Annotated in this window: 23 protein-coding genes, 2 tRNA genes and 1 pseudogene; 7 read left to right on the forward strand and 19 right to left on the reverse strand. The window is 28.1% G+C overall.

Annotation, left to right across the window (positions count from 1 at the left end; all coding sequences use genetic code 11):
* The first annotated feature begins 27 nt into the window (after positions 1 to 27).
* Complete coding sequence (locus tag N4A48_RS06205; protein WP_293664982.1) at positions 28 to 615, forward strand: lytic transglycosylase domain-containing protein; 588 nt, start codon at positions 28 to 30, stop codon at positions 613 to 615.
* Positions 616 to 799: 184 nt separating this feature from the next.
* Here N4A48_RS06205 and N4A48_RS06210 read toward each other — a convergent pair whose 3' ends face one another.
* From N4A48_RS06210 to N4A48_RS06235, 6 genes are all read right to left on the reverse strand, one after another.
* Entirely contained in the window at positions 800 to 1,675 is an 876-nt protein-coding gene (locus N4A48_RS06210) for a C40 family peptidase (RefSeq protein ID WP_293664983.1), read from the reverse strand.
* Between the two features lie 72 nt (positions 1,676 to 1,747).
* Complete coding sequence (locus N4A48_RS06215) at positions 1,748 to 2,272, reverse strand: DUF2284 domain-containing protein (protein WP_293664984.1); 525 nt, start codon at positions 2,270 to 2,272, stop codon at positions 1,748 to 1,750.
* Positions 2,273 to 2,298: 26 nt separating this feature from the next.
* On the reverse strand, positions 2,299 to 2,676 hold the full coding sequence (locus N4A48_RS06220; protein ID WP_293664985.1) for a VOC family protein: 378 nt from the start codon (positions 2,674 to 2,676) through the stop codon (positions 2,299 to 2,301).
* A 116-nt stretch (positions 2,677 to 2,792) separates the two neighbouring features.
* Positions 2,793 to 4,283 carry a flotillin family protein gene (locus N4A48_RS06225; RefSeq protein ID WP_293664987.1) on the reverse strand — a complete coding sequence of 497 codons (1,491 nt, stop codon included), beginning with the start codon at positions 4,281 to 4,283 and terminating at the stop codon, positions 2,793 to 2,795.
* Positions 4,284 to 4,333: 50 nt separating this feature from the next.
* Positions 4,334 to 4,849, reverse strand: a complete 516-nt coding sequence (locus N4A48_RS06230; RefSeq protein ID WP_293664988.1) for a hypothetical protein — start codon at positions 4,847 to 4,849, stop codon at positions 4,334 to 4,336.
* Between the two features lie 144 nt (positions 4,850 to 4,993).
* Positions 4,994 to 6,754: a 5'-nucleotidase C-terminal domain-containing protein gene (locus tag N4A48_RS06235; RefSeq protein ID WP_293664989.1), complete on the reverse strand. Its 1,761-nt coding sequence runs from the start codon at positions 6,752 to 6,754 to the stop codon at positions 4,994 to 4,996.
* A 173-nt stretch (positions 6,755 to 6,927) separates the two neighbouring features.
* On the opposite strand from N4A48_RS06235, the gene N4A48_RS06240 reads away from it, so the two are divergent.
* Positions 6,928 to 7,140: a hypothetical protein gene (locus N4A48_RS06240; protein ID WP_293664990.1), complete on the forward strand. Its 213-nt coding sequence runs from the start codon at positions 6,928 to 6,930 to the stop codon at positions 7,138 to 7,140.
* Positions 7,141 to 7,177: 37 nt separating this feature from the next.
* Here N4A48_RS06240 and rd read toward each other — a convergent pair whose 3' ends face one another.
* The 3 genes from rd to N4A48_RS06255 all read right to left on the reverse strand — a co-directional run bounded on the left by rd (position 7,178) and on the right by N4A48_RS06255 (position 9,092).
* Entirely contained in the window at positions 7,178 to 7,339 is a 162-nt protein-coding gene (gene rd / locus N4A48_RS06245) for a rubredoxin (protein ID WP_293664991.1), read from the reverse strand.
* Between the two features lie 116 nt (positions 7,340 to 7,455).
* The gene (locus tag N4A48_RS06250) at positions 7,456 to 8,253 is read right to left on the reverse strand and encodes a hypothetical protein (RefSeq protein WP_293664992.1); all 798 of its coding nucleotides are present in this window, start codon (positions 8,251 to 8,253) and stop codon (positions 7,456 to 7,458) included.
* 137 nt (positions 8,254 to 8,390) lie between these two features.
* A complete protein-coding gene (locus tag N4A48_RS06255; RefSeq protein WP_293664993.1) occupies positions 8,391 to 9,092 on the reverse strand; it encodes a hypothetical protein in 702 nt (233 codons plus the stop codon).
* Positions 9,093 to 9,260: 168 nt separating this feature from the next.
* Here N4A48_RS06255 and splB point away from each other — a divergent pair, with 168 nt between their 5' ends.
* The 3 genes from splB (at position 9,261) to N4A48_RS06270 (ending at position 11,176) form a co-directional block, all read left to right on the forward strand.
* Positions 9,261 to 10,268 carry a spore photoproduct lyase gene (gene splB / locus N4A48_RS06260; RefSeq protein ID WP_293664994.1) on the forward strand — a complete coding sequence of 336 codons (1,008 nt, stop codon included), beginning with the start codon at positions 9,261 to 9,263 and terminating at the stop codon, positions 10,266 to 10,268.
* Between the two features lie 242 nt (positions 10,269 to 10,510).
* The gene (locus tag N4A48_RS06265; RefSeq protein WP_293664995.1) at positions 10,511 to 10,963 is read left to right on the forward strand and encodes a YaiI/YqxD family protein; all 453 of its coding nucleotides are present in this window, start codon (positions 10,511 to 10,513) and stop codon (positions 10,961 to 10,963) included.
* A gap of 48 nt (positions 10,964 to 11,011) precedes the next feature.
* On the forward strand, positions 11,012 to 11,176 hold the full coding sequence (locus N4A48_RS06270) for a DUF1540 domain-containing protein (protein WP_293664997.1): 165 nt from the start codon (positions 11,012 to 11,014) through the stop codon (positions 11,174 to 11,176).
* Between the two features lie 40 nt (positions 11,177 to 11,216).
* Here N4A48_RS06270 and N4A48_RS06275 read toward each other — a convergent pair.
* The 5 genes from N4A48_RS06275 to polA form a co-directional block, all read right to left on the reverse strand.
* Positions 11,217 to 11,302: transfer RNA gene (locus N4A48_RS06275), tRNA-Leu, on the reverse strand.
* A gap of 107 nt (positions 11,303 to 11,409) precedes the next feature.
* Entirely contained in the window at positions 11,410 to 12,951 is a 1,542-nt protein-coding gene (locus N4A48_RS06280; RefSeq protein WP_293664998.1) for a peptide ABC transporter substrate-binding protein, read from the reverse strand.
* 11 nt (positions 12,952 to 12,962) lie between these two features.
* Positions 12,963 to 13,502 carry a lytic transglycosylase domain-containing protein gene (locus tag N4A48_RS06285; protein WP_293664999.1) on the reverse strand — a complete coding sequence of 180 codons (540 nt, stop codon included), beginning with the start codon at positions 13,500 to 13,502 and terminating at the stop codon, positions 12,963 to 12,965.
* Complete coding sequence (gene coaE, locus N4A48_RS06290; protein WP_293665000.1) at positions 13,495 to 14,097, reverse strand: dephospho-CoA kinase; 603 nt, start codon at positions 14,095 to 14,097, stop codon at positions 13,495 to 13,497. Before coaE ends, N4A48_RS06285 begins: the two co-directional genes overlap by 8 nt.
* Positions 14,098 to 14,105: 8 nt before the next feature.
* Positions 14,106 to 16,748 (reverse strand): DNA polymerase I, encoded by a 2,643-nt coding sequence (gene polA, locus N4A48_RS06295; RefSeq protein ID WP_293665001.1) that lies wholly within the window; start codon positions 16,746 to 16,748, stop codon positions 14,106 to 14,108.
* A gap of 180 nt (positions 16,749 to 16,928) precedes the next feature.
* Between polA and N4A48_RS06300 the strand changes: the two genes are divergently transcribed.
* Positions 16,929 to 17,005: transfer RNA gene (locus N4A48_RS06300), tRNA-Leu, on the forward strand.
* Positions 17,006 to 17,041: 36 nt separating this feature from the next.
* On the opposite strand, the pseudogene N4A48_RS06305 reads toward N4A48_RS06300, so the two are convergent.
* Positions 17,042 to 17,614: pseudogene (locus N4A48_RS06305) on the reverse strand (peptide-methionine (S)-S-oxide reductase); the annotation flags it as partial.
* Positions 17,615 to 17,697: 83 nt separating this feature from the next.
* Positions 17,698 to 18,837 carry an AlbA family DNA-binding domain-containing protein gene (locus tag N4A48_RS06310; RefSeq protein ID WP_293665002.1) on the reverse strand — a complete coding sequence of 380 codons (1,140 nt, stop codon included), beginning with the start codon at positions 18,835 to 18,837 and terminating at the stop codon, positions 17,698 to 17,700.
* A 147-nt stretch (positions 18,838 to 18,984) separates the two neighbouring features.
* On the opposite strand from N4A48_RS06310, the gene N4A48_RS06315 reads away from it, so the two are divergent.
* Entirely contained in the window at positions 18,985 to 19,881 is an 897-nt protein-coding gene (locus N4A48_RS06315) for a selenium metabolism-associated LysR family transcriptional regulator (RefSeq protein WP_293665003.1), read from the forward strand.
* A 43-nt stretch (positions 19,882 to 19,924) separates the two neighbouring features.
* Here the strand turns inward: N4A48_RS06315 and N4A48_RS06320 are convergent, their stop codons facing one another.
* The 3 genes from N4A48_RS06320 to N4A48_RS06330 form a co-directional block, all read right to left on the reverse strand.
* Positions 19,925 to 21,307, reverse strand: coding sequence for an aminopeptidase (locus tag N4A48_RS06320; protein WP_293665004.1), 1,383 nt, complete (start codon positions 21,305 to 21,307; stop codon positions 19,925 to 19,927).
* 207 nt (positions 21,308 to 21,514) lie between these two features.
* On the reverse strand, positions 21,515 to 22,171 hold the full coding sequence (locus tag N4A48_RS06325; protein WP_293665005.1) for a response regulator: 657 nt from the start codon (positions 22,169 to 22,171) through the stop codon (positions 21,515 to 21,517).
* Positions 22,161 to 23,315: a sensor histidine kinase gene (locus tag N4A48_RS06330; protein WP_293665006.1), complete on the reverse strand. Its 1,155-nt coding sequence runs from the start codon at positions 23,313 to 23,315 to the stop codon at positions 22,161 to 22,163. Before N4A48_RS06330 ends, N4A48_RS06325 begins: the two co-directional genes overlap by 11 nt.
* Between the last annotated feature and the right edge of the window lie 162 nt (positions 23,316 to 23,477).

Genomic DNA, 23,477 nt, shown 5'->3' on the forward strand with positions numbered 1-23,477 from the left:
ATATTACTAAATAAGGAGTTAGTATCTATGAATAATTTTATAAGTCAAATTTATTTAAATAAATTAAACGAAATCCAAAGTAGAATACCAGTAAAAATAATACCTGACAAGAATTCAGGTAATTTTAAAGAAATATTAAATGAAAAAACTACAGATATTAGTAAATTAACTAATAATAACTCAACTAATAAAATTTCACTAGACAATAAACCTATAAATAATAATAAAGCTTATATTGATAGTGCAATAAAAGAAGCTTCTTCAAAATATAATGTCGATGAGAATTTAATAAAAGCTGTTATACAGGCTGAATCAAACTTCAATCCAAATGCAACTTCACATAAGGGTGCTATGGGTCTTATGCAATTAATGCCAGGTACTGCAAAATCATTGAATGTAAAAAATCCTTACAATGCAAAAGAAAACGTGCTAGGTGGTACAAAATATCTAGACTCACTTTTAGACAAGCATAATGATATACCTTTAGCTTTGGCTTCTTATAATGCAGGTCCTGGTAATGTAGCTAAATACAAGGGAATCCCTCCATTTAAAGAAACTCAAGGATATGTTAAAAAGGTTATGAACACATATAATAAGCTAAAAAATCAAACCTAAAATTCATCTACTCGCTAATAAAAAATTCGTCTACTCGCTAACGCGGTGACTCATGTCGCCAACGACCCTTACAGGCTCCGTTGCTCAAAAATAGTTGAATATGTAGCTCTTTCAACAAGCTATCTACAAAACAAAAAATGATATAGTTTCCTATATAATAAAATAAGGTGGTCTATAGACCACCTTATTTTATTACTCTTCTTCCACAAACATATGTCTTTTGATAATATCCTTCACTCAAGTTAGATACCATAACATTCGCTTTAGCAGAAGATGCGTGTATGAAATTACCTTTTCCTATGTACATACCAACATGATTTATTCTAGAACTTCCACCAGTATGGAAAAATACTAAATCACCTAATATTAATTCATCTTTTGAAACAGCAGTTCCTAAACCACTTTGAGATCTTGAACTATGAGGTAGTTCAATTCCAGCCCCAGCTTTATAAACATACCTAGTAAATCCAGAACAATCAAACGTATCAGGACCGCTAGCCGCCCATACATATCTACTTCCCAATTTACTATTAGCTACCTCGTATAGCTTAGTTAATTTGTCACTAGACCCTCTTGTCACACTCATATTATCTCTTTTAATATCTATTAAAGAATGATATATGTATCCTATTTGCTCATCACTCATTTTAACCTTATACCAATCTTCATTTTTTTCTAATATTGTAACTTCATTTCCTGTATTTAAGATAGCTATAGATTCACTTATAGTTGTATTAGAGTTTCTTACGTTTACATTATTTCCTTTTACAACTCCTATAGCTTGTTTTTTAGTAGAATATTGTGAACTAACCCATCCTTCTTGAGAAGAGTTTAATTTGATTTTATACCAACCTTCTTGCTCTTCAAGAATTAAATACCTTTGACCTGAATTTACCTTAGTTATAATATTAGAATTCAGATTATTTTCACTTCTTACATTCAAGCTATTAGTATTTATTTGAGCTTCTTCATATGTACTTGCCAATGGTTTAGATATATTAAAAGTTAACGATATAATCATAGCTAGTGCTGGTGCTACTATTTTTTTCATACTTATCATACATTTCCTCCTTAGTTATATAGTCCATTATTATAGTTATTCGACATTTTTTTAAGTTTTCCTTTATTTTTTTTATTCTACTAGTAAAATTCCAATTAAATTAATTACACTATAGTCTGAATAATCTATTATTATATTCACATTTTTTAGAGTCTTATCTAAATTTATACCCACAGCTTCAGGAGAAAACCTTCTAAGATTTGGTTTTGAACATTTTTCTTCACATTTTAAACATTCATTACAAGATCCAGGCCTAAGAAGATGAGCAAAAGTATAACCACTATTAAAAGCAAACTGTTCTATTTCCATCATTTTTCTAAAAACTTCTCGCCTTGCATCTTCCCATATATCTGCCATATTTTCTTTTGAAGAAACCTTATACTCTTGTAAAAGTATAAGTGCCTTATCATATTCACTCAATATTTTCTTAAACTTATCTATACTAATGCAATTAGGTGGACAGTTAAGTCTTTTACCAAAATCCTTGCATCCGTAAGCGCATTTTAAATAAACCCTTTCCTCAACTATAATGTCTTTTGCTCCTATACTATATGCTTTTATATTATGATTTCTTGAAAAGTCTACAATACCATTCATATATACCCCCTGGTAAAGTGAATTTTTTATTCCCTATTTTTAGGAGGAATTATCTCTATCCAATAATTATCTGGATCTGATATGAAATATATTCCCATTCCTTTATTCTCATAACATATACATCCCATATTTTTATGATGTTCATACGCTTTTTCAAAATCATCAGTTTCAAATGCTAAATGAAATTCATTCTCTCCTAAATTATAAGTTTCTTTTCTATCTCTAAGCCAAGTAAGTTCAAGCCTATGTTTATTTTCTCCATCACCTAAAAATACTAATATAAAACTCTCATCACTAGCTACTTTTCTTCTAGTTTCCACAATTCCCAGAGCTTTTTTATAAAATTCCAAACTTTTTTCAAGATCTAATACATTAAAATTATTATGATTAAATGTAAACTTCATTTTAATCCTCCTCAGTTTATTAATTTACTATTATAATTATATCATAAAGTGAAACTTAATTCAGATGGAGTTTTTACCTCTAAAAGAAAAAAGCTATCTATATAGATAGCTTTTTTCTATTTATTGCCTTCTATTTCATTAATCTCTACAACATCTGATACTTCTATTTTGTTTATCTCTTCAGCTTGAAATTTACTCTTTACAATATCCATTATATTAACACCCGTTAATGCCTCTACCGATTCTGGAAGTTGGCTCATTATATCAGTTACATATCCTGTAACCTTTGATGCTCCACCTTTACCCTCTGTATTTCCGTTATCTATTATAACTATTTTTTCAGTTTTAGTTAAAGGTTCTGCTATTGATTTTGCTATCTCAGGTAATTTTTCAACTAGCATTTGAGTAATAGCCGCTTCATTATATTGCTTAAATGCTTCAGCTTTAGCTTGCATAGCCTCTGCTTCTGCCTTACCTCTTTCTTTTATGATATCAACTTCTGCAAGTCCTTCAAGTCTTCTAGCTTCAGCTTTTGCTTGACCTTCAAGCTTTATAGATTCAGCTCTTGCTTGAGCATCTTGTATTTGTTTGTACTTTTCTGCATCTGCACGTTTTTCAGCTTCATATTTATTAGCATCTGCTTGCTTTTTAACTTTTGCATCAAGTTCTCTTTCAACTCTTACAGCTTCTTTTTCAGCTATTTCAATTTGCTTATCTTGTTCTAGTAATTTAACCTGCATTTCAGTTTCTACAACTTCTTTTTTAACCTTATTCTGCTCGATTTCATAAGCAAGGTCAGCTTGTGCTGTTTGAACTTGTTGTTCTTGTCTGTATACTTGAACTTTTAACTCTTTATTTTTATTAAATTCAGATATCTCAGTTTCAGATTCAAGTCTTGCTTTTTCTCCTTCTTTGTAAGCTATTGCAGTTTGAATCTTAGAGTCTCTTTGAGCCTCTGATTTCTTGATCTCAGTTTCTGATTTTGCCTTAGCTTCAGCTATTTCAGCATCTCTTTTAACTTCAGATATTCTCTTTTTACCTAAAGCTTTTAAGTATCCATTTTCATCAGATATATCTCTTATTGTAAATGCCTTTATTTCAAGACCCATTTGGGCAAGATCAACTGCAGCTACTTCTTGAACTTGAGATGCAAATTTTTCTCTATTTTTATATATTTCTTCTACTGTCATCGTAGATATAATCTCACGCAATTTTCCTTCAAGAACATCTTTAGATGTTTCTTTTATTCTATATATTGTATCTGCTTCTTTACCAGTATTGAACTGCTCCATAGCTGAATATATAGATTCTTCATCTGATTTTACTTTAACAACAGTAACTCCATCTACAGTTAATTCAACACCTTCTTCTGTAAGAGCTCCATCTGTTCTAAGCTCAATCTTCATGTTTTCCAAGGAAATAATATCAGTTCTTTCAAGTAGAGGTATAACAAGTCCCCCTCCACCAGATATAACTCTCTTTTTAAGTCCTGTTACTACTCTAGCTTTATCTTGAGGAACTTTTTTCCACATAGATAAAAATCCACCTACAAGAATAAGTATGACTAGTACTATTATAACTGGATAAATTAATGTTTCTAAGCCCATTCAATACTCCCCCTTAAATTTTAATTTTATTTGAATAATGTAGACGAATTTTATATAGTGTCTACATAGAATACATCGTTTTCTATGAGTACTATTACAACCTTAGTATTAAATTCAACCCTTTTACCTTCTATATGCTTAGCTGGTGAATTATACGTATTTCCATTCATGCTATACTTTATCTGCCCAAATCCACCTTGAACAATAGTAGATATAACTTTAGCATATTGCCCTATTACTTTCTTTTGAGATTCAGCTGATGTATTTTCAGCTTTTTTCAAAAAAGAAAATATATATTTATTTATCAAATATGAAGTTATAAATGCTACAATGAAAGAAGTACAAACTATGTACAAAGATTTTTGATTAGCTCTAGTTTGTATAATTCCCATTCCACCAAATACAGTTATGAATATAGCTATAAGAGCAGGTTTAATTGGTATTATATTCAGATATCCAAAATCTATATCTGTATCAAAATCCATATCCATAATACTACCTAATAAAAAACTCGCTAAGCTATATAAAACTCCAATCCAAAACAAAAAATAATATATTTTCAACATAAATATCACCCCTTAAAAGCAATATTAACATTATAAATTTTACCACATTTTAGCTATAATGTATATGTTCGATATGGAAATATTTATTAAAATTATTATATCTTTACATAACATAAAAAAAAAGAGGACTAAAGTCCTCTTTTTTTACTTAACTGGAATAGATAATTTTTGTCCAGGATATATCACATTTGGATTTTTTAGCGAATTAAACTCAGCTATTACTTTCCAGTCAACATTATATTTCTTTCCTATTTTATAAAGAGCATCTCCCTTTATAACTACATAAGTTACACCTGCTGGTTTAACCTCTGGTTTAACCTCTGGTTTAACTTCTGGTTTAACTTCTGGCTTAACCTCTGGTTTAACTTCTGGCTTAACTTCTTTTGCCACTAGTCTATCTTGTTTTTTATAATCTATAACTTTAACATTTTTGATTTCATCAATTAAAGCATCTCTTATAGCTATAGTTTCACCTAATGCTTTAGCATCTTTAAATGATGTATAACCATCTCCACCAGCTGCCATAAAGTCATTAGTTACAACTTTGTATGTTTTGTTTAAATCAACTTCTTCTCCATTGCCTAAAGTCATTTTTACTACTTTACTTCCTTTTTCGGCACCTTTTATGTACTCAACTGTAACTCCTGAGAACTGGATTGATCCTATTTCTTTATTCTCAATTCCATTTTCAAAAGCTTCTTTTATTTGAGCTCCTGTCATTTCAAAAGATGATAATACATTGTCAAAAGGCATTACTTCATACATTTTTCCAACAGTTATATCCCCAGCAGGAACATTAACTCTAAGTCCACCACCATTAGTCATTGCAATATCTGCATCTGCTAATTTCTTCATAACATCTGCAGTCCATTGTCCTAAAGAACTAGTTGTAAAATCATTACGGTCATGATCTAATTCATTAACTGTTTTACCTATAACTTCATCTAATATAGGTGCTACTTGTTCTCTATCTTTAGCTATCATTTCTTTTACAGCAGCATCTTCTGCTAAAGTATCTGGTCTTTTGTATAATAAATCTATCGAAGCTTCTTTTTTAGCTATTTTCTTTGTTTCTTTATCTACTACAAATGATATCTTTCCTAAAGCTCTACCTTGCTTGTATCCTTGAACTACAGGTATATCATTTACAAGTCCTGATACTCTTTGATGAGAATGACCTAATATAATTCCATCAACATTTTCTACATCAGCAAGTCCTGGAACTTCCATCTTTATTTCTTTTGTTTCTGAATTTTGGAATGCTCCTATATGAGCAAGTATTATAACTATATCTGCTCCATCTTCTTTAACCTTTGAAACCATTTCTTTTGCAACTTCTGCTGGATTTTTGAATTCTATATCAGCAACATTTTCAGGATTTGTCTTATAAGCTGTTTCTTGAGTTGTAAGACCTAAAATTCCTACTTTTATTCCATCTAACTCAACTATTTTATAAGGATCAGCCCACTCAACTGGCTTATTAGTTTTTTTATCATAAACATTAGCTGATAAGAATGGTATTCCTGAAGTTTCTTCCCACTTAGTTATCTTATCTATTCCCCAGTCAAACTCATGATTACCAACTGCTGAATACATTATTCCAGCTTCTTTCATAAATCTAGCAACAGGCTCTCCATATAAAAGATTTGATTCTGGTGAACCGTTGTAGTTATCTCCTGCTGATAATATTATCGTATTCGGATTATTTTTTTTTGCTTTCTTTAACTCGTTTGCTAGTTTTGCTGCACCTACATTTTTTCCATTTTCATTAAGTGCACCGTGAAAATCATTAATTTGTAAAATGTCTATCTTTACTTCTTCTGTAGCTTTAGCCACTGGAACTTGTCCAAACATAGTTAAAACCATTAAAAATGATACTATAAAAGCTGTAAAACGTTTTCTCATTTCAAGTAAATCTCCCTTCATCTTTTTTATTTGTACGTTAACACTTTATTATTATACTAAATATGAGTTATTTTTTCAATATTTGTATAATTTATCGGAATTTCATTTTTTTATAAACATAGTTTTTTATAATATGTAAATACTAACATTATATTTGTTAAGGAGGTTTTAATATGCTAAATAGAAGCCATATAGATTTAGATAAGTTAAATAAAGTTCCATCAAATCATCCATTTGAATACAGAGACGTTGTAAGTGATGATTTTCCAAAAGATTCTCATGGCGTATATGGAAGAAGATTCAAGTCAGAAGTTGAGCATGGTAAATATGAAAATGTAGCAATTTTTAGAGAATCAGATGATAGAGTTCAGTACAAAAAATTATAATCAAAATGCCGTAGATTATTAATCTACGGCATTAATTTTAAGCTTCTTCTTCAAATTGATCTTTACCTACTGCACATAATGGACATAACCAATCCTCTGCTACATCTTCCCACTTAGTTCCTGCTACTACTCCGTTGTCTGGATCTCCCTCCGCTGGATCATATACATAACCACACACTACACATACATATTTTTTCATTTTCAATTCCTCCATATCATTTATATTTATTTTAAATTATTGTTATCTTATTTATACTTAATATTTACCCTACAACATTAGTATTAAACATATAATTTTAAATTTGTAGATAAATTTTATATGCTTTTTTCAAAGGCTAAATCTTGATATACAAAAAATCCATTTTTCTTATAAAACTTAATTAAATCCTTTCTTTTTATATATTTTTTATTTTCATTTACATATCCTTTTATATAATGTACCTTTTCAGGAAATTCTATATTTTGTATTAATGCATTGAAATTAGAAAAAACAAATGTAGCATGACCACATCTCAATTTATCAGTAGATGCATTTATTCTATCTATAAATATATAATCACCTTTATACTTAAATTCCATTTTTAAAAAGCTTTTATACTCACTCTTAGTTTTATGCACGTCTCCATACACAATATATACTTTTCCTTTTTCATCATTATAATAATATTTTATTTTGTCGCAAACTAAACATATTAGATCGTAGTTTTTATCAAATCCAAATTTAATAAACATATCCTCTACATTTTTTTCATTCTTCAAATAAAGTATATCTTTAAATGTATTTATATATTGATTGTGTTTATTTATACATTCTTGTACCTTTTCATTTAAATAATTACTTTGCTTGATAGACTCATCTATACATGATTTGCATTTTCCCTTTTTAAAATCCTTGCATTTAACTGAATCCATACTTTTTTGATTATCTAACAATATTCTTTCGGTATTTATTTCACTCAAATTAATTTTTAAAATTTCATTCACATCTTCAAAGTCTATAATTTTTTTTAATTGATCTATTTTTTCCTGTAGTATATTCTGTATAGAAATTAAGTCCTTAATAGAAGCTTCAATTTTGTTTCTTTTCTTTTTTCTACAGTTCTTATATACCACATTACCCCCCCATATCCTAAAATTCAGTTAGAGTAACAGTTCATCTGAATTAAGTTTCTCTTTATATGGTATATATTTATTTCACAAATTTTATTTATATGCAAAACTTAATATGATTCTCTCATTGAAAATTGTAATTACCGTTCTATAGGTATAAAATCTATTGTTTCCATTACATACATCTTCCCTTGGAAAATATATGAAATCTTAATGTTACCAACAAAAGAACTAGAACCAACCTGAGCAGGAATTACAGCATATAATTTATTTTCTTCTACTTCAAAATTAATAAAGTTATCGAAAGCTATATCTTTTAATAAGTTTTGAGATTCGGTATCTATATATTTTTTATCAAGTACTTGCGTATTGTTATTTATAGTAATTTCAGCATATTCAGACGAGAGTTTAGTTTTTACATTTTTATATATAATGTGAATTGGATTTTCAATTTCTCTTTCAACCATTTTATTAGTTTCAATCACATGAACTTCTTGTAGGTTAACTTCCTTTCCAATATCTTTTGTTAAAATAACAATAACTTCCTCATGTCCATCTTGATTTAAATCTGAAAGTATAAGTTTAGGATTATATACTGGATTATTTGTATTCTTCCAACAAAATAAATATTTCATTTTATCAATCTCTAAAGCAAGATTCTTATACATTCCATTCTCTTCTTTTTTATAATAAAGTCTTATATTTGCTTCAGGTATCTCTGCAATAATGTTTTTATCATCTGTACTAATTTTGTTGGTATTTTTATTCGTATTATAAATATACAAACTGAAAAAATTTAAAACTAAAATCCCAATTAATAAAATTATAATTTTTTTAGACATATATATTTCCTCCTATAATTAGAACTTTGAGATAAAACATTATGTTATATTATATTAAAGTAACTATTATATGTATAACTTAATATATATGAATACAAAGAACTTATACCTATTTTAATATTGAATAAATCTAGCACTACTCTGAAATACTAACTAAGAGGTGAATATATGAAACATTTTATACCAAATAAAGCATTTATAGATCCTAGAGTACTGAACTACGATGTAGGTAAGATTGCTATTAATCATCTAAAAGAGTTAGATGTTCCTATAGAAAAATCTAGAAAAGTTGTAATAGAAGGTAAAAATCCATTAGAGAACTATTCAAAATCTAAAAAAACTATATATCTTACAGTTAACAAACAAAAAAAGTTGAAACCTTGTAAACCTTCTGCTGACTATCAGTTTTCTCTATCAAGTTCTTGTCCAGGCCACTGTGAATACTGTTATCTTCAAACTACTCAAGGAGAAAAACCATTTATGAAATTATTTGTAAATATAGATGAGATATTAGATGTAATTAATAATCATATAGATACAAATTCAAACATTACAACCTTTGAATGCGGAAGTATAACAGATCCTGTTGCACTTGAATACTTAACTGGAAACCTAAAAAAGTGCATAGAATTTTTTTCAAAATCTGAAAATGGAAGACTAAGAATCATAACTAAATACGACAATATAGACTCTTTTTTAAATATAGATCATAACAATCATACTAAATTTAGATTCAGTATAAATACAAGATACGTTATAAATAACTTTGAACACAGCACTTCAAGCTTTGAAGAAAGAATGCAAGCATCCAAAAAAATAGCCTCAAGCAATTATCCCCTAGGTTTCATAATAGCTCCGATAATGATTTATGATGATTGGAAAAATGAATACAAAGAACTCATATTAAAACTCAAAGAAGAGCTTAAAAACTACAACGCTCCTATAACCTTTGAGCTTATACAGCATAGATTTACAAGTACTGCAAAAGAATTAATACTAACTCGCTTTCCAAATACAAAACTTGATCTGAACGAGGAAAACAGACAGTTAAAATGGGGACCTTATGGAAAATTCAAATACGTATATCCAAAAGAAAAAAGCACTGAAATAAAAGAATATATCTCAAATCTTATATATGATAATTTTGAAAATAGCACTATAGAATACTTTACTTAATTTTAGTATATAAATTAATCTATCTGCACACTATAATATTTATTATGAAAATATAACTCGTTATGCTAATTAATTTTAAAAATGAGGATAATTTAAATGTTAGATACTTTTGATTAATCTTTTACTATACAATCTTTAGTTGTATTAAAAGATTGATTAAGTATCGTTATTTCAATTATTCTCATTTTTTGCTAATATATATATTAACTAGTACAATAAATCAATATACAAAGGAGTAACTTATGAGAATTCTTGTTGATGCAGATGCTTGTCCTGTTAAGGATATAATAGTTAACGTTGCTAAGAGCTTTAATATATCTGTTATGATGTTTATAGACACTAGTCATGTTCTAAGTGATGATTATTCAAAGGTTATTATAGTTAGTCAAGGAAAAGATTCGGTAGATATGGCTTTAATAAATTCAGTTGAAAAGGGAGATATAATTATTACACAAGATTATGGGTTAGCTGCTATGGTTCTTGCAAAAAAAGCTCATGTTATAAATCAAAACGGACTTATTTATACTAATGATAATATAGATATGCTACTTCTCCAAAGACATTTATCTCAAAAGGCTAGAAAAGCTAGAAAAAAAGTTAAAAATGCTAAAAAAAGAACCCAATCAGACAATTATTTATTTGAAGAAAGCTTTACTAAGCTTTGTGAGTCATTAGTAAATACTTCTTGCTATTAATCTCTTAAAAATGCTAATACTATTATTAGACTTTTAGGAGGTGTTATAATGGATAAAGGAAACCTTAATATAGGATGTACTGTTACTGAATGTAGACATCATGCAAAAACTCTTAATAACTGTACTTTAACTCATATAGAAGTTGTTAAGCATAAGGCTAAAGCTACATGTCTAGAATGTACCGACTGTGGAAGTTTTGAAAAAGACGAATAATAAAAAGGCTCTACTTTAAAAAGTAGAGTCTTTTTATTATTGGTGCGGATGACGGGACTTGAACCCATACGAGCGTAGCTCACTACCCCCTCAAGATAGCGTGTCTGCCGATTCCACCACATCCGCATATTTAATCTTTAGTAATATTCTAATTGTTCTAAATATATAAGTCAATACATTTTTTTCATAAATAAGTCATTAAAAGCACCCTACCCTTAATGACTTATTCATTCTTATTCTTCTATATATATTTTTTCAAATCCATTGTATATATTAAATTCACTAGAATCTAACCTTCCCCTGATTTTGTTATTCAAAACCAAGCTCTTATCCTTAATTAAAAGGCTTATAAAAGGAATATTATTTCTAACATATTTCTCTAATTCATTATAATTTTTAATTTTATCAAGCTCACTACTAGAACTTATAAGCTTTTGAATCCATATATTAACATTGTCATCATTATAGTTTGTAAAACTATTATAGAAATTAAACCTAGGGTCTGGAACAACAGGAAGTGTCCATCCTAAAAGTGCTAGATCATAGTCCTTGTTGGCAATAGTATTTGTAATTTCTTCTCCAGAAACTTCTACTATATCTACATCAATCCCTACATCATATAATGACGTTTTTATTAAATAAGCTTCTTTTACTCTTTCAAGATTTTCTTGATTTACAACAACTTTAAACATAACTCCATCTAGATTTATTTTACTCAAATATCTTTTCGCCTTATCTATATCGTACCTTAAAGTTTCTAATTCTTTATTATAGTACTTTGCTTTTTTATTCAATGGAAAATCAACTATATCTCCATTATCCAAATAAACATCCTTTAATATTTTTCTTCTATCTATACCATACAATAAGGCTTTTCTAAAGTTTATATCTTGTATATACTGATTATCAAAGTTTAGAGCTATAAATTCATACTCATTTCCTGTATATTCTCTAATATCAAATCTTTTAGCGGGGAACTTTCCACTTATTATTTTATCTATTTTACAAATATCTGTTTCAAGAGATATAATCATACTCTCTTGTGCTTCTTTATCAGGTACTATAACCAATCTAACCTTATCTATATATGGTTTTTTATCATAATAATCTTCATTTCTTACTAAATCTACATATTTTCTTTTTTCATATCTATCTATTTTATACATCCCAGATCCTATCAAATTGTTTGAATAAACATTTATATCATTCATACTAAGTCCTGAAAGTTTATGCTTTGGAAGTATTGGAAATATGAAATTTTCTAAAGAAAACGAATATATACCATTAAATACAATATTAAAGCTAGTATCAGACAAAATTTCTACTCTAGATACATTATCTACTAGAAATTTATAATTACTCTTATCTAATGTTTTTAATAGATTTATTGTAAATTGGACATCTTCACTCGTTAAATTAATTCCATCATGCCAACGTATATTATCTTTTAACTTTATATTCAAACTCATTCCATCTTGAGATAGAGTATAATCATTAACAAGCTTTGGCTTTATATTATAATTTTCATCTACAGCAAATAGACTATCATATACCAATTTAAGTGCTTGATCTAAAGATCTTTCATTATTTAAAAGTGGATTTAATGTTTTAAATTCAACAACAGAAATATTTACATTCCCACCTTTTTTAGGAGTTAAGTCTTCCTCTTGTAATATGGCTTTTTTCAGTTCTTCATTTATATTAGTATCTTCTTTACTACATCCAAATAAAAATACAGCTATAATTAAAAGAAAAATAATCTTAATTTTTTTCATTTGTTTTCTCCTCATTTCTCGTAAATAGCTCTATATCTTTTATAATATTTATTAACCTTATTCGCATAATCACTAGTTTCTTTAAAAGGTATTTTTTGTAGATTTATTCCATTTGAACTATACCTTTGATCTTTCAACCACTTATCTACATTGCCAGATCCACCATTGTATGCAGCTATCACTAAGTCTTTATCATCAAATTGCTTAAAAAGCTTACTTATATACCAACACCCTATTTGAATATTAGTATCTGGATTAAATATATTTATATCACCCATCTTAAGTTCATCTTGTGCCCACTCCTTGGTAATATTAGATATTTGCATAAGACCTTTAGCTTCTCTATTTGATTCAGCATAAGGAAAAAATTTACTTTCCGCCTTTATTATAGAAAATACTAAGTATGGATCTATGTCATATTCTTTAGAATATTTCATTACATACTCTTCATAATGTATTGGATATACTATTTTCAAACACCTATTAACTCCAAATACCAAACCCACAATAAGTATAATAGCGTAAATAATAAAATATTTCTTTTTAGTCAAAATACATTTCCTCCACATAATTACAAAATTTTTCTACTTCTAATTTAAGTTTATTCTGATTATAAGAATTATCTATTATATAATCAGCATATTTTTTCTTATCATCTAAACTCATCTGTGATCTAATCCTTAAAATAGCATCTTCTTTTTTTATGTTATCTCTTTTTACTATTCTTTCAACTTGTATTTTCTCATTACAAATAATAAGAAGCAGTATATCAACTAGATCTATTAGATTGGCCTCTATTAAAAGAGGCACATCTAATACAACAATCTTTTTTCCTTGTTTTTTTAATTTATCTATACTTACTTTTATCTTATTGATTATTATTGGATGAGTTATAGAATTTAGTTTTTTAAGCTTATCTTTATCGGAGAAAACAATACTTCCTAGTTTTTTTCTATCTAAAACTTTGTCAGAATTAAGTATTTCACTTCCAAAACATTCAACAACTGCATCAAGAGCTTTTTTATCATCAAATATTTTTCTTGAAATTTTATCTGCATCTATTATGTTTATATTCTGTTTCTTTAAAATATTAGAGACTGTACTTTTTCCACTTCCTATTGACCCTGTAAGACCTATTATTATCATATTCTCACCTACTTTGTTTCATACCACGATTTACCTGTATTAAGATCTATATTAAGTTTCACCTTCATTTTTACAGAATTTTCCATTTCGTTTCTTAAAATTTCCTCAACTTTATCTATTTCATCTTCACACGCTTCTATTATAAGCTCATCGTGTACTTGTAAAATAAGCTTTGATTTTAAATTTTCTTCTTTAAGTTTTTTATATACATTCACCATAGCAATCTTTATAACATCAGCCGCACTTCCCTGTATAGGTGTGTTCATAGCCAGCCTTTTCCCTAAATTCCTGACTATGAAGTTCTTAGAGTTTATCTCAGGAATATATCTTCTTCTGTTAAGTATAGTGCCTACATATCCGTCATTTTTGGCCTTTTCTACTATATCATCCATATATTTTTTTATGTTAGGATATTTATCAAAATAATTATCTATATACTCTTTAGCTTTTTTAGCAGGTATATTTAAGTTTTTGGATAGTCCAAAATCACTAATTCCATATACTATACCAAAGTTAACAGCCTTTGCAGCACTTCTCATTTGGCTATCAACATCTTTTATATCCACATCAAATACCTTTGATGCAGTACTTGTATGAATGTCTTCTCCACTTTCAAAAGCATGTATTAAATTCTCATCCTCACTTATATGAGCAAGTACTCTAAGTTCTATTTGAGAATAATCTGCATCAACTAAACTATATCCTTCTTTTGGTATAAATACCTTTCTTAAGTTCCTCCCCATCTCAAGCCTTACAGGAATATTTTGAAGATTAGGCTCAGTAGATGATATTCTTCCTGTAGTAGTTATAGTTTGATTAAAAGATGAATGAATCCTCTTGCTATTTTGATTTATTATATTTAAAAGACCATCTACATAAGTAGATTGTAGCTTTACTATTTGTCTATATTCAGATATTTTATCTATTATATCATGTTCTGGTCTTAATTTTTCAAGAACCTCAGCATTAGTTGAATACCCAGTCTTAGTCTTTTTAATTATAGGAAGCTCTAACTTTTCAAACAGTATTACTCCTAGCTGTTTAGGTGAATTTATATTAAACTCTTCTCCAGCCATATTATATATAGTTTTTTCTAAGTTTTTAATAATACCCAAGTATTCTTCTTTAAGCTGTTCTAACTTTTCAATATCAACCTTAAATCCTTCATATTCCATATAACCTAAAACTTCAACAAGAGGCATTTCTATATTATAAAAAAGTTCATGCATCTCATATTCATCTATTGTTTTTTCCATTTCATTCTTTATTCCTATAGCAACTTCAATTAGACTATTAAAATAGCTAATTAAAACTTCTTTTTCTAAGTCCTCAAACTTTTTAGCCTTCTTACCCTTACCTAAAAGTTCTTCTTCACTTTGTACTTTTTTACCCATATACTTTGCTGCTAAGTTATCGTGTAAATAATTAGAGCTTGTAGCATCTATTAAATACTCTCCTATTACAATATCGAATTTCATATTTTTAATTTCTATATTATAACTTCTTAGGGCTATATACTCTTCTTTTAGTTTATAACCGTATTTTTGTATATCTTCTGATTCTAATACATCTTTTAATCTTAATATGAATTTTTCATCATTTATATAATATATTTTACTTGCATCAAAACTTATGAACATATATATAATATTTTTATCTAATATATTCCCTTGTTTTGTAACAGCTTTTAAAAACATATGTTTTTTATCATTTATTTCATCTATGATTGAATCTATATTGTGTTCATTTACTAATACAGACTCTATATTAGTATCTTCTGTCACCTCTTTATCCATACTTATTCTTTTAATTAAGCTATTAAATCCGTACAAATTAAACAGCTTTATTATATTTTGTTCATCATAACTTTCAAGCTTTAATTCATCTACATTAATATCAATAGGCATATCTCTTACTATTGTCGCAAGACGTTTGCTCATAAGGGCTGTATCTATATTCTCCTCCATTTTTTTCTTTACACTTCCCTTTAGCTTGTCTGTATTTTGGACTAGATTTTCAATTGTCTCAAATTCTTTTAAAAGCTTAATACCTGTTTTTTCTCCTATTCCAGGTACTCCTGGTATATTATCAGACTTATCTCCCATAAGTCCTTTAAGATCTATAAATTGAGTTGGTGTTAACTCATATCTTTTTAAAACTTCATCATAGTCATAGATTTCAAGCTCTGTTATTCCTTTTTTAGTTATAAGTATCTTAGTATTATTGGATGCAAGTTGTATAGCGTCCTTATCTCCAGTAACTATAACTACCTCAAAATCATCCTCCTCGGCAACTTTAGATACTGTTCCAATTATATCATCAGCTTCAAATCCTTCTATTTCAAGCCTATGTATCTTAAACGCATCTAATAGTTCTTTTAAAGGCTCCACCTGTACTCTTAATTCATCTGGCATCTTCTTTCTTCCTGCTTTATAATTTTCATACTGCTTATGTCTAAATGTAGGGGCTTTAAGATCAAATGCTACACTCATATGAGTTGGTTTATATTCATCTATTATCTTAAATAGCATAGTAGTAAATCCATATATTGCATTAGTATGTAATCCTTCTTTATTCATAAGATCTGGTAGAGCATAAAAGGCTCTATTCATTAAAGAGTTTCCATCTATTATAACAAGTCTTTTATTCAAATTTATCACACTCCGTATTCATTTATAACCACCTGAACTAAGTTTCTCCTTATTATATCATTATTATATGTTTTAATCACAAAGAAATTATATAAAGTAAAACTTAATAAATACTCTTAATCAAAAATATATATTGAATTTTATTCTATTATATGTTAATATCTGTTTGTAGGATTTTTTGCCCGAGTGATGGAATTGGCATACGTACGCGACTCAAAATCGTGGTTTTGCGAGTTCGAGTCTCGCCTCGGGCACCAGTCAAAAAAAAGATAGGCATATGCCTATCTTTTTTTTTAATCTCCGTATCCATCCACTATTGAAATAAGTCTTTTCTTTGATTTATCTGATAACAAATCTGTTTTCAAGTCATGTCTTAACATATTAATGTCTCCGTATCCTTTTATATATCCATTTAATCTTGCTGCAATTTTAGAATCTACAAAATCATTAAAATTTTTGCAGGACTTTTTGATATCATCACTTACAGTTTTTAGACTTTGAAGATAGTATTTCTGATGATAATTTTCAGCAATATAAAACTTATCTATAGGTTCTATATCAGTATATACATACACATCTTCATTTTTTTCTTTTTCATCTTTACTCTTTAAACCCTTTATCCTTTGTTCTTCATCATGATATAATATCAACGATTTATACTGTACTTTTAAAGATTTCATCTTACATATGTTATTTTTCCAAAATATATCTAAAAGTTCATCATAAGTTATAATGTCTTCGTCATAATCTATTTGAACAACCTCAGTATGATCCATCATATTAGTATAAGTTGGATTTTGACTATTTCCTCCACTATATCCAACTCTAGTTCTTATAACTCCGTCTATTAACCCATACTGGGCATCAGGTCCCCAGAATCACCCCATACCAAAAGTAGCTTTTTTAATCATATTATCAACTCCTTTGATATGATTATACCCATTTTAATTTACTCTACTCCAGGAAGTATAACTCTAAATAGATTTCTTTTAATCACATTTATAAATTTAACACTGCCCTTTTTCTCAAAACATTTCTTTATTCTATTAAAACCCATTCCACTTCCTAAAAATCTCATCTTATCATCTAGTACTAATAACCTCTGATATATCCAATCATTTCTTCTTGATGGGTTTTTTTCTTTTATTATAGTATTTATATTATCTCCTCTAATAAGCACTCCAGGATTATTTACCTCTACTTTATCTTTTCCTAAATATATAACTATCTCCCTTGTTAAATCATAATAATCTCTATGAACTAAGCTATTTCTAATACATTCATACAGACCATCTATAGAGTAATTATAATTTTTTAAAATATTCTTAAGATAATACTCAACCTCATCCAGCATATAGATTATATTTCCATGAAATATCTTTGTATAGCTTTCTTTATCTAGATTATCTATAACTCTTATAGACGAACTAGTTATATATTTTTGAGGATGATTTCCAAATACTAATAATCCACCTAATGTAGGTACATACTTTCCATCTTCCTTCTTTATACATATTCCCAAATTTTCCAATAAAGCTATTGATATATCTTCATTTATATTTATTTTTTTGCAATATATACGGACTATTTTTTCATCTATTTCACTTATATCACTTTCAATAACAGGCATAATTTCAGTATTTATAATCCCACTTTCCTCAAACATACTTGCAACTTCATATCTTCTAGCTATGTCAGTAGTAGATCCTCTCCTTATATAGAAGCTTCCATTTTGTCTTAACTGATGAGGTTTTTGATTACTTTTAAATATTGTAAGTATTCCTAATATTTTTCCCTCATATTCTTCATACTCCATTTTTATACTAACAGGCGGTTCTATTCTGTTTGATAATATTTGCTGTATTTTTTCCTCTACATATGAATCCTTTTGAATGCCTACTATATTCTTTGTTTTATCCTCAATTCCAAATATTATATACCCTCTTCCTCCATATGTATTAGCTATTGCTAGTATATCTTTAGCTAATTCTTTCTTTTCTGCTTGAGTCTTTAAGTTTATCTTTAATTTATAATCAAGTTTAGCACCCTCAGGTTTTTTTAAAAGCTTAGATATCTTATTTTTGTCCATCTAATCACCTCTCCAAAATTCACTTCATTCTAATCTAGATATTATATTAATATTTTAAAGTTTGAAAATGTATATGTTATATATCATCATATTATAACTATTATATGTTATAATTTACTTATAATTTACCAAAAGGGAGCAGATAATATGGATTTTAAACAACTTGAAACATTTATAGAAATAGCAAAGCATAAAAGTTTCTCAAAAGCTGCAAAAGAACTGTTTTTAACACAACCCACTATAACTACTCATATTCAAAATCTCGAAAAAGAACTTGGGACTATTCTAATAAATAGAAATAACAAAAATATTTCTTTAACTAAACCTGGAGAAATTCTTTATTCTCATGCTCTTGAAATATTAAATTCTAGAAAAAAAGCATTATTCAATTTAAAAGAATATGAGGGAAAAATAGAAGGTATTATAGATATAACCTCAAGTTCTATCCCTGAAACATATATATTACCAGATATTTTAAAGTCTTTTATAAATGACTTTCCAGACGTTAAGTTTACTATAACTCATCACGATTCACAGGATGCAATAGATGAAATATTAAATGAAAAAGTAAACTTTGGATTTGTAGGTTCAAAAATTCCAAACTCACAAATACAATATGTAGATTTAATAAAAGATGAATTGGTTTTAATAACTCCTTATGATTATAATATTATATCTGATGATTCATATGTAAGTATTTCTTATCTTAAAAAAGAAAATTTTATAATGAGAAAAGAAGGATCAGGAACTAGAAGAGTTATCGTAAACGAACTTAAAAAGAACGGTTTACCACCAGATCATTTTAATATACTAGCTCACGTTGAAAGCAATGAAGCAACTAAGGAAATGGTAAAGAAAGGAATTGGACTTTCTATTGTATCTAATAAATCTATAATAGACGATATTAGTTCTAAATCATTAAAAGCCTATAAAATAAAAGAATTAAACCTTCAAAGAAAATTTTACTTCATATATTCCAAAAAAAGAATAAACACGCCTTTAGAAGAAAAATTCATAAATCATATAAAGAATTTTTTTAATTAAGTATATTTAAAAAATGCACTCAATTTATGAGTGCATTTTTATTCTATTTTAAAAATCCTCTATAAGCCTTGAAGGTTTCATAGCAGTCTACTTTACTTGCAAGTTCCATAGGTGCATGCATACTTAAAAGAGCAACTCCACAATCTACAACTTCTGCTCCATAATTTGCTAGTATATAGGCTATAGTTCCACCACCACCTTGGTCTACCTTTCCAAGCTCTCCTACTTGCCATGTAACATCATTTCCATCAAAAGTCGTTCTTATTTCAGATAAAAATTCTGCATTTGCATCATTGCAACCAGATTTTCCTCTAGCTCCTGTATATTTAGCTACAACTACACCATGACCTATAAATGCCGCATTTCTCTTATCAACAACATCTGGGAAATTTGGATCAAATCCACAAGTAACATCTGCAGATAATACCTTTGAATTAGCTAATGATCTTCTTAATTTTAAATCATTATAGTCTCCTTGAGAATTTATAATCTCGCCAACTATATTTTCAAAAAATCTAGATTGCATTCCTGTATTCCCCATAGAACCAACTTCTTCTTTATCTACAAATAATCCAACCGCTGTATACTCAGGATTTTCAACTTCAAAAATACCTTTAAGTCCTGCAAATGTGCAAACTCTATCATCATGTCCATAAGCTGCAATCATAGATCTATCAAGACCCACTTCTCTTGCCTTTCCAGCAGGAACTATTTCAATCTCAGCAGTTAAGAAATCTTCTTCTGTCATATTGTATTTCTCATTTAATAATTTTAATACACTCTTCTTAACAGAATCCTTTTCTTCATCCTTTAAAGGTATATGTCCGATTAAAACATTAAGTCCCTCACCAGTAATACCTTCAGAAAGTTTTTTACCCATTTGATCCTTAGCTAAATGTATTAAAAGATCACTTATGTATAATACAGGATCATTTTCATCATCACCTATGTTAATATCAACCTTATTTCCATCCTTAGTATAAACAACACCATGCATACTCAAAGGAATAGATGTCCATTGATACTTTTTAATTCCTCCATAATAATGAGTCTTTAAAAGAGCTAAGTTACCATCTTCATAAAGTGGAAATGGTTTTAAGTCTAGCCTTGGTGAATCTATATGAGATCCAACTATCTTCATACCTTTTTCTATTTCTTTTTGCCCTATTACAAATAATGCTACCCCTTTACCCTTGTTATTCGCATATATCTTAGAACCAGCCTTTATATCGTTGCTTTTTAAAGCTTCTTCTAACGAAATATATCCTTGTTCTTTTGCTTTCTTAATTATCTCATCAACACATCTTCTCTCAGTTTTTCCATTGTCTAAAAAATCCATATATTCTTTAGAGTAAGACATTACAGCATTTATATCTTCATCTTTTAAATTTTTCCATGCATTTTTAAATTCATGAGTTAGATTCATATTTTCCACCTTCCATATTGTATTATTTTAACATATTAATTTTATTATATCATATTTTATAAGTTAATTTTCAGAAATATCAATCATTTCTTTATTACTTTTATTTATTATTTTATATATTCTTAGTGTTTCCTACTGACCACTAAAAATTCGCTTCATTTTATTAATAGAATAACTATTCAAAAAAATCGTATCTATGATACGATTTTATAATTTTTTTATGTTGTTTTTATATGCATATATAGCTGCTTGAGTTCTATCTGATACATCAAGCTTTCTTAATATGCTAGAAACATGATTTTTTACAGTCTTTTCACTTATGTACAGCTTTTCTGAAATTTCCTTATTACTAAGCCCATCCGCAATAAGAGATAAAACTTCATATTCTCTCTTAGTTAAGCTATCTAAGCCCTCTTTAGCTGAATTTCTATCTTTTCTTTTATTTATCTCTCTTAACAATGCTCCTGCAAGGTTAGGATGAACATAACTGCCACCATTATATACATTTATTATCGCAGAAACTAAGCTTGATGATTCTGAGTCTTTAAGCATATATCCATCAGCTCCCAAATTCAAAGTTTCTATAAGATATTCTCTTTCATCATATATAGTTAGCATTATAACCTTACTAGATGAATCCATGTTTTTTAAATTTCTTAAAGTTTCTATGCCATTCATATTAGGCATATTAATATCCAATAAAACTACATCTATGTCTTTTTTTCTATAGTACTCTATAGCTTCATATCCATCGCATGCCTTAGCTTCAATAGTTATTTCATCTTCAAGCTCCAATATTTTTGCAAGACCTTCCCTCATAAGAGAATGATCATCCACTATCATAACCTTTATATTATCCTTCATCACTTACCTCCTTATTAGGAAAAGCAAATTTAACTCTAGTTCCTTCCCCTATTTTACTGTCTATTTTTAATTGACCACCTAGCAAAGATGCTCTTTCCCTCATAAATCCTACTCCTAATGATCCTTCTATTATATTATCACACTCTATATTAAACCCGATACCATCATCTTCAACAACACCAATTACTTTTTCCATATTTATATCCAATTTAATTTTGACATTAGACGCACTAGAGTGCTTACATACATTGTTCAAAGATTCCTGTATAACTCTAAATGTAGTTATTCTAACTAAAGGATGTATTATTTTAGTATCATTAAGTACAATCAAATCTATGTTTATATCCTGCTCATACTCAATATCTGATATAGCCCTTTCTATTGTAGGTATCAATCCTAAATCATCTAGTGATGTCGGGCTTAAATCATACATAATTCTTCTTAAATCCCTAAGTGTAGTTCTAAGAATTTTCTTTGTATTTTCAAGTTCTTCTCTAGACAATTCTATATCTTTATCTAAGAGTCTATTTATTATTTCAGACTTTATAACTAAAGAAGCCATACTCTGTGCAGGTCCATCATGAATATCTCTAACTATTCTTCTTCTCTCTTCCTCTTGTGATTTTATTATCTTCATTCCAATCTGTGCTTTACCTTCTAATGACGTCATCTTCTGAGATACATTTTCTAAGTCTCCCATTAAAAAATCAACAACAGATTTCATTTTTGACATATATGATTCGCCTTTTTCTAGTATACCATTCATTTTTTTAAGTCTTATCTCAAGGTCATTTCTACTTCTTATTATATTCTTTTCTTCTTCTCTCTTTAATGTAAGCTTTACCTGTATACGCTTAGCTTCTTCATATGCCTGTTTTATTTTATCTTCTGTTTGATTGTGGAAATTTTTACTTATAGATGCTAGTCTTTGTCTACTCTTTTTTTCCTCTTTTTCCAAATATTCAACTTCATCTATCAAAAACTTAGCTCTTACTCTCAAGTTTTCTAACTCTATTCTCATTTTTTGACATTCGTTATGTACACTTTCATACATAAACAAAACTTCATCCTGACTATTCTTTATAGTGTCTATGACGTTATAGAATATTTCATTAAAATTCACAAATATTTCTTCTCCACTCACAACAATCTACCTCTTTTTTTCATTTTTCGACATTACAATATATTATACTATATTTTAAATAAATATAACACCTATCCCTATTATATTTATCATTTTTTATCCGAAAGCTAAAAGTTCTAAGACTTCATTTAAATTAAGTTTCACTTTACATATACAAAAAAT

It is taken from the genome of Tepidibacter sp., from assembly GCF_025210165.1.
Lineage (GTDB): Bacteria > Bacillota > Clostridia > Peptostreptococcales > Peptostreptococcaceae > Tepidibacter_A.

Bases quoted from the DNA above. Each gene is read 5' to 3' on its own strand.
- N4A48_RS06205 (WP_293664982.1), top strand. From the start codon at position 28: ATGAATAATTTTATAAGTCAAATTTATTTAAATAAATTAAACGAAATC.
- N4A48_RS06210 (WP_293664983.1), bottom strand. From the start codon at position 1,675: ATGATAAGTATGAAAAAAATAGTAGCACCAGCACTAGCTATGATTATA.
- N4A48_RS06215 (WP_293664984.1), bottom strand. From the start codon at position 2,272: ATGAATGGTATTGTAGACTTTTCAAGAAATCATAATATAAAAGCATAT.
- N4A48_RS06220 (WP_293664985.1), bottom strand. From the start codon at position 2,676: ATGAAGTTTACATTTAATCATAATAATTTTAATGTATTAGATCTTGAA.
- N4A48_RS06225 (WP_293664987.1), bottom strand. From the start codon at position 4,283: ATGGGCTTAGAAACATTAATTTATCCAGTTATAATAGTACTAGTCATA.
- N4A48_RS06230 (WP_293664988.1), bottom strand. From the start codon at position 4,849: ATGTTGAAAATATATTATTTTTTGTTTTGGATTGGAGTTTTATATAGC.
- N4A48_RS06235 (WP_293664989.1), bottom strand. From the start codon at position 6,754: ATGAGAAAACGTTTTACAGCTTTTATAGTATCATTTTTAATGGTTTTA.
- N4A48_RS06240 (WP_293664990.1), top strand. From the start codon at position 6,928: ATGCTAAATAGAAGCCATATAGATTTAGATAAGTTAAATAAAGTTCCA.
- rd (WP_293664991.1), bottom strand. From the start codon at position 7,339: ATGAAAAAATATGTATGTGTAGTGTGTGGTTATGTATATGATCCAGCG.
- N4A48_RS06255 (WP_293664993.1), bottom strand. From the start codon at position 9,092: ATGTCTAAAAAAATTATAATTTTATTAATTGGGATTTTAGTTTTAAAT.
- splB (WP_293664994.1), top strand. From the start codon at position 9,261: ATGAAACATTTTATACCAAATAAAGCATTTATAGATCCTAGAGTACTG.
- N4A48_RS06265 (WP_293664995.1), top strand. From the start codon at position 10,511: ATGAGAATTCTTGTTGATGCAGATGCTTGTCCTGTTAAGGATATAATA.
- N4A48_RS06270 (WP_293664997.1), top strand. From the start codon at position 11,012: ATGGATAAAGGAAACCTTAATATAGGATGTACTGTTACTGAATGTAGA.
- N4A48_RS06280 (WP_293664998.1), bottom strand. From the start codon at position 12,951: ATGAAAAAAATTAAGATTATTTTTCTTTTAATTATAGCTGTATTTTTA.
- coaE (WP_293665000.1), bottom strand. From the start codon at position 14,097: ATGATAATAATAGGTCTTACAGGGTCAATAGGAAGTGGAAAAAGTACA.
- N4A48_RS06310 (WP_293665002.1), bottom strand. From the start codon at position 18,837: ATGGACAAAAATAAGATATCTAAGCTTTTAAAAAAACCTGAGGGTGCT.
- N4A48_RS06315 (WP_293665003.1), top strand. From the start codon at position 18,985: ATGGATTTTAAACAACTTGAAACATTTATAGAAATAGCAAAGCATAAA.
- N4A48_RS06320 (WP_293665004.1), bottom strand. From the start codon at position 21,307: ATGAATCTAACTCATGAATTTAAAAATGCATGGAAAAATTTAAAAGAT.
- N4A48_RS06325 (WP_293665005.1), bottom strand. From the start codon at position 22,171: ATGAAGGATAATATAAAGGTTATGATAGTGGATGATCATTCTCTTATG.